The 6,000-nt window shown below is 40.6% G+C and carries 6 protein-coding genes; 3 read left to right on the forward strand and 3 right to left on the reverse strand.

All coding sequences use genetic code 11. The features are described 5' to 3' along the window. The first annotated feature begins 338 nt into the window (after positions 1–338). Positions 339–887: a hypothetical protein gene (locus WA381_RS16450; RefSeq protein ID WP_014949862.1), complete on the forward strand. Its 549-nt coding sequence runs from the start codon at positions 339–341 to the stop codon at positions 885–887. Between the two features lie 17 nt (positions 888–904). Here WA381_RS16450 and WA381_RS16455 read toward each other — a convergent pair whose 3' ends face one another. After that, positions 905–1,888 carry an endonuclease/exonuclease/phosphatase family protein gene (locus WA381_RS16455; protein WP_014979601.1) on the reverse strand — a complete coding sequence of 328 codons (984 nt, stop codon included), beginning with the start codon at positions 1,886–1,888 and terminating at the stop codon, positions 905–907. A 388-nt stretch (positions 1,889–2,276) separates the two neighbouring features. Here WA381_RS16455 and WA381_RS16460 point away from each other — a divergent pair, with 388 nt between their 5' ends. After that, on the forward strand, positions 2,277–2,876 hold the full coding sequence (locus WA381_RS16460; protein WP_014949860.1) for a BON domain-containing protein: 600 nt from the start codon (positions 2,277–2,279) through the stop codon (positions 2,874–2,876). A 121-nt stretch (positions 2,877–2,997) separates the two neighbouring features. Here WA381_RS16460 and WA381_RS16465 read toward each other — a convergent pair whose 3' ends face one another. Together WA381_RS16465 and WA381_RS16470 are read right to left on the reverse strand one after the other, a co-directional pair. Further along, positions 2,998–3,804, reverse strand: coding sequence for a TIGR03915 family putative DNA repair protein (locus tag WA381_RS16465; protein WP_014976822.1), 807 nt, complete (start codon positions 3,802–3,804; stop codon positions 2,998–3,000). A 16-nt stretch (positions 3,805–3,820) separates the two neighbouring features. Continuing rightward, positions 3,821–5,062 carry a putative DNA modification/repair radical SAM protein gene (locus WA381_RS16470; RefSeq protein WP_061486041.1) on the reverse strand — a complete coding sequence of 414 codons (1,242 nt, stop codon included), beginning with the start codon at positions 5,060–5,062 and terminating at the stop codon, positions 3,821–3,823. Between the two features lie 464 nt (positions 5,063–5,526). On the opposite strand from WA381_RS16470, the gene WA381_RS16475 reads away from it, so the two are divergent. After that, positions 5,527–5,904 carry a hypothetical protein gene (locus WA381_RS16475; RefSeq protein ID WP_014949857.1) on the forward strand — a complete coding sequence of 126 codons (378 nt, stop codon included), beginning with the start codon at positions 5,527–5,529 and terminating at the stop codon, positions 5,902–5,904. Positions 5,905–6,000: the final 96 nt, after the last annotated feature.

The following is a 6,000-nucleotide window of genomic DNA, read 5'->3' on the forward strand; positions in this document are numbered from 1 at the left end:
TGTATGGAGGCCAACAGCAGTTTTTTATGTTAATTCTTGGTGGTCTGTTCTAATTTGCAGATTAACATGACGCTTCTTTTCATAAGTCTTGTTTTACTGTGCGTCTAGCGCGTAATTGCTTTGCCGTTCCCACATATTTTGATATGCTTGGTGAGTAGGTTAAACATTACAATTCAATAGTTTAAATATTCCTACAAATATTGCTTAACACGTTTTCTTTCGAGTAGAACTAATCTCATGTTATTGGTTTTTACTCACTCAGAGTGTAGGTAAATCTTCAGCCTTACTTGTAACGTATTAATTTCTGAATTTCGTATTTTTTCTGGTGGACAAAGGCTGTGGAATCACAATCGTCTGTATTCATTCGACACTATGACAAACAATCATTAAAGGTGGTTGATGTTATATCTGGTATCTCACCAAATGCTATGCGCAGAGTATTTGGCGGCTGGATATTTTTCGCAGCTGTTGTCGGCGTTATTGTAAGCGTAGCACCAGATTTGAGCGCTCAATTTATCGGTTTAACACTTTTCGTTCTTGTTGCCTTTACACTCGTAATGTTTGGACAGAGCAGAATAACGGAAGGCTGGCCAGCTATAATTTGCGACAACAACTACATCGGCGTGGTGAGAGACCCTGTTAAGAGAGAGTATATTTGTGTGAACTCTGCTCTGGTCAAAGAAGCTAACCCCACATTAATAAAACCCAACAAAAAAGCGGTTGAGATTGTGTTAGATAGCGAACAACTATCGGCAGAAGATCAAGAGGTGCTAAACCAAGCGGTTTGGCCTCGGGATAACAAGCTAATAGGGCTAGCCCATTTTAAAAAGCGTGAAGAGGCGTGTGATAGCCTCATGTGGTGTGTCAAACACCGTAGCTCTCATTAGATTTACAGTCTTGAGTATTACTCCTTGTCCGTGATTAACGCTAGTTCGGTATAAAGCGGGTAGTGGTCTGAGCCTATGCTTTCAAGCTTCTCTATATTGACCAATGCAAAATGTTCCGAGTGAAATACGTGGTCTAACGGCCATTTCACTAAAGGATATTTCGCGTGAAATGTATTGAAAAAACCGCGCCCCTCTCGTGGGTCTAAAAGTCCGCTTATTTTCTTGAACTTTCTGGTAGTAGGTGACCAAGCCACATCGTTAAGATCGCCAGCGACGACAATAGGGCCCTCTGTTTCAGCTATTTCTTCCCCCACAACCGTAAGTTCTACGTCTCTGGGTTTTGCATAGGTGTTCTCTGTTGGGCTTGGTGGTTTTGGATGAAGAAAATATAGCGTGACATCTTGTCCGTGGTGATTGATTTTAACTTTCATAGACGGCACATCCTCTTCTATTAAAAATCGCAATGAGACCTCTTCAAAGGGAAGCTTACTATAAAGGTGCATACCGTAGAGGTTTTCGAGTGGGCAAAATTTACGATACGGGTATTCAGATTCAATTTCACTGATGCCTTTCTGCCACTTCTCATTAGATTCCAACGTTACGAGAAAATCAGGTTGCTTATTACGTACATGTTCAATGAGCTTGCGAAAATCGTCATTAGGCATATACACATTGCTTGATAAAACACTTAGCTTTTGGCTCGCACTCTCAACCTCGACGTGCCTAACTTCTCTTTTATACAGAGGGGTATAAGGAATGATCCAGATAACCTGATAAATAAGGCTAACTGTTAATCCAGCGACAATAATTACTGCTAGGCTATCTATCTGTGCGTAATAGGTTGATTCAAAAATATGCCCAGCAATTAACAAAGAAATGATAGCTGCTATTTGTAGTCGCGGAAATTCCCACACTCTTACTAACCAATGAGAAGAAGGAAGCAAAGGGGCCCAGCTTACGGCTATAAATAAGACTGAAACAGCAGTAAGTGCAGTATCCATGTCTAGTTGGTCCTTGAGTTTAATTAACGAAAAACACTCCACCTGTTGCTTCTGTCTGCAAAATTAAATCTAGTGAAGCGACACAAATCGTTATAACTACGGCAGCTTTGTGAAATAAGTTTAACCTAAGTATCACTGTAACTTAGCGGCGGCCAACGACAAAAAGTTATCCCCTAGTACAATTGATAGGTGCTTTTCTTAAGTGAAGTTGACGAGTTTTGGGCATTAACAAAATTAAGTAAAAAGTTCTCAAACAAAGGCAAAGTTTGCAAAACAAAACTTACTTAACTAGCCCTGGATATTAATATTTATCATATAAAACAATGTCTTATTTTGTTGGCAAGGAATTGGCATGACTATCTACGAGTTTCGACAAAGGAGAAATGTTATGAAACGTTCACTTATTTCTATGATTGTTGCTACAACTTTGACTACAGCTGCATATGCAGGTGACATGGACACAGACAACAAATGGGAGAAAGGTGCCAAAGACGCATGGATTGATGGCAAAGCAGAAGCAACGCTGTTGTTCAATGGTAACCTTGATTCATTCGACATTAATACTGACGTTAAAAACGGTAATGTCGTTCTTACTGGTAAGGTTGAGAACTCTGTTGATAAAAAGCTAGCGGAGGAGCTAGTAGCGAATATTGACGGTGTAACGTCTGTAGACAACAAGCTAACGGTTGTCTCTGACAAAGATATGGAAGGCGACATGTCAGATGACATGGAAGATACTGTTGACGAAGGCACAAGCGAGTTAACTGACGCCAAAATCGCCACAGTAATCAAAACTCGTCTTCTTATGGATACCGATATTTCAGGTTTCGACATCGATGTTGACGTAGAAAACGGTGTAGTAACACTGACTGGCGACGTTGATTCTGATGCTGAGCGTGACCTAGCTGTGGAAATTGCCAAGAATGCGTCTGACGTAAAAGATGTTGAAAGCAACCTTCGTGTAGTTACTGAAACTGCGATGAACTAATATCATTGTTGCTTTACACAAGAAAGGGGCCTCGGCCCCTTTTTTTCTGGTCACGATTTACAGAGCTTTCCAAATCACAAAAAACAAGGGAAGCACAGCTGCTAATATTTGTCAGGAGAACTTATTCACCATTCTCCACTTTTTTCCCATTTAGTATCATCTTACGTGCTCTAGCATCCGATTGGCGTATCATATCGTTAATAAGCGACGTCTCAGGCATATTCTTCCAGTATTTTTTGGGCATTGAACTTAACATTGCCTTTGTTTTTACGCGGGCAGGATTAAATATATTTGCATAATACGTGAGCCAGTATTTTTCAATTCTGTCATCATTTGGAATGATACTTGGATCAGGATTATCTTCCAAAACAAGTGTTTTAGTATTCCAATGCGCAGCTCGATAAGGGGTAAGTATTGACCAACACATATTTTTAAAACGAGTCTGAAAAAAATCGAGCTTCAATTCCAAGCTGAAGTGTTCTGGTTCATACCACGCAATAAAATGCTCTTGTCCGTCAAGTACAACTTCTCGAAATCTCAAAAAAGCACTTATCTTATATGCATCGCGTTTTACTGCTTTAGCCAGCACGTTGAGACGCAACACATCTTCGTCAGTTTTTAAGTGAATAAGGTTTCTGTTTTCGAAAACTACTCGCCATAAAACGCGGTAACATAAAGCGAAACGATCGGTGGCTTGGTGGCATAACGCATACTTCAACAGCGTTAAAACTGATCGGGGAATTCTGTAATTCGTTTGGCTTTCACCAATAGCGTTGGCCGAATCGGTCACGGCAAACAAGTCGTCTTGGTTAGATTGCGAAGTTTGCCATGTAACGTTCTCCGGAGGTATGTGTTGGGCTAGACATTCTCTCGATGCTTTTCGCCATTCGTCGTATCCGGGCACTGATGAAATTGTTACTTTTTTCATTGTGGTACCAATTAGATTAGGCGCTGAACAATTCAAACTGTTTTGGTTGTTTAAATTGTTGTTCAAAGTTACTGCTATCGAGCAAATGGATAGCGGGGGAATAATCACTAACAGTAATGAACGGTTTTAATTTTTGTAAGGGTAAACGCATTTTTGTGAGATCGAACCAGCTAAGCTTTGTGTAACGTCGAATAGCCAAAATTTTTTGTACTGTGCGTGCTCCCAGTCCAGGAACTCGCAATAAAAGTAGCTTGTCAGCTTTGTTTAAATCGATGGGAAATATGTGGCGATTGCGTAGCGCCCACGCAAGCTTGGGGTCGTGCTCCATATCTAGCATGTCGTTGTGTACGATTTCATCTAAACCAAATCCATAAAAGCGCAAGAGCCAATCGGCCTGATAAAGTCGGTGTTCACGGATAAGTGGCGCCGGTTTAAGAGGCAAGACTTCAGACGCATCTGGGATGGGCGAAAATGCAGAATAGTAAACGCGCCGCAATTTTTGTTGACCATACAGTTTGACACTCGTGCCAAGGATAACTTTATCATTTGAGTCATCGGCGCCTATGATCATCTGAGTGGACTGTCCGCCAGGAGCAAAGCGAGGTGGGCGTTTGCCCGAGTAGGTTTTATCTACTTTGTGTTCATTTATTTTGTCTTTCAATGTATTCATTGAACCGTGAATTTCACCAAGGTCTTTTTCCGGGGCGTATTTGTTCAACGAATTTTGTGTCGGCATTTCGATGTTTATACTTAGCCTATCTGCATATAAGCCAGCTTCAGCCTGTAGTTCAGGAGATGCATTCGGAATGGTCTTAAGATGAATGTATCCTTTAAATCCGTGATCAATGCGAAGAGACTTCGCGATGCGTACCATGCTCTCCATAGTCAGGTCAGGAGAGCCGACAATACCGGAACTTAAAAATAATCCCTCAATGTAGTTACGCTTATAAAAATTAAGCGTTAAATCAACCGTTTCTTTAACGGTAAAACGCGCTCGTTGAACGTTGCTAGATACCCTATTGATGCAGTAATGGCAATCGTATATGCAATAGTTGGTCATTAGGATCTTAAGTAATGATACGCATCGACCATCAGGGGTAAAGCTGTGACATATCCCTGACCCTCCTGTGAGCGAACCTATTCCTGTTTTGTCACTTTTACCTGCTTTTCGTTTACCGGCGGAGCCACTTGCGCAAGAAGCGTCATACTTAGCGGCATCTGAAAGAATTTCGAGTTTTTGAATGAGTTTGTCATGCATCGCAAATGGTCACTTTCTCTAGGCAAATGTACGTGGTAGACGGTCTGAAAAAAAACAAGATTCCATACCAGTACTTTGCTTGTTGTGGTATACCTCAATACTGTATAAGTGTACAGTATTAAGGGGAGTGAGTTTATTAAATTTGAAAGGAAAATTTTATCTTGCTGTGTGTAGAAAGTACCTTATACAACTTTAGTATAAGTTTTGGGTTGATCTAAATTACTGAAAAATAAAGATTAACTATATGGTGCGGAAGGTGCATATGGTTAAGTAGATATGAGTGAATTACTTGATGTATTGAATAGACGAAAGTTTGTATTGTCAGGCAGAAAACATCTGCTGCAACGTGAAAGCTAGAAACTTAAATAGTCGAATGACTCAATACATTGGTGATAAATACTTCTAATTAAGTGGATTGTAGCGAGCTTATCGATACAAGTGCAAAATCGTTCAAGGAGTGGGGCATGAACTTTTTAAAGTGGGTTTATTCAGGCTTAGTGGTATCAGCAATCATTGTTATAGTCGGTGTAATTGGGCAAGGAAAGCTATCCGTAAGCCAAGCATCAGCTGATGACGAACAGCGCCCCGTTCACATGGATATTCAAAAAGTACAGCGCAACTTCTCATTGGTAGAATTTGATTTGTCGAAAAAGGCACATCTATTGAGAAAAACGCGTCTAGAGCACTACATTGCACAGGCTAAGCAAGCCGATTTAAGAGGTTGGAAATTTAAGCGTGATGAGTTTGTTGAGCGCGCCGAAAATATTCTAAATCATCATCTTACTCAATACGCGAATGATGTTAGTCAAGATGCGGAAACTTATACCGCTCAAGCAATCTAATACAAAGGCTATACATGAAAACGATGGAATGGTCTCCCCCCTCAAACGGCATCGCAATGTGCCAAACTTGGAATTGAACAATCAAGTTAACAAGGT

Source organism: Alteromonas sp. CH_MED4-4, from assembly GCF_037029575.1.
GTDB lineage: Bacteria > Pseudomonadota > Gammaproteobacteria > Enterobacterales > Alteromonadaceae > Alteromonas > Alteromonas macleodii.

Excerpts from the sequence above, each read along its gene's own strand:
- WA381_RS16475 (WP_014949857.1), top strand. The coding sequence starts at position 5,527 with ATGAACTTTTTAAAGTGGGTTTATTCAGGCTTAGTGGTATCAGCAATC.
- WA381_RS16465 (WP_014976822.1), bottom strand. The coding sequence starts at position 3,804 with ATGAAAAAAGTAACAATTTCATCAGTGCCCGGATACGACGAATGGCGA.
- WA381_RS16470 (WP_061486041.1), bottom strand. The coding sequence starts at position 5,062 with ATGCATGACAAACTCATTCAAAAACTCGAAATTCTTTCAGATGCCGCT.
- WA381_RS16460 (WP_014949860.1), top strand. The coding sequence starts at position 2,277 with ATGAAACGTTCACTTATTTCTATGATTGTTGCTACAACTTTGACTACA.
- WA381_RS16455 (WP_014979601.1), bottom strand. The coding sequence starts at position 1,888 with ATGGATACTGCACTTACTGCTGTTTCAGTCTTATTTATAGCCGTAAGC.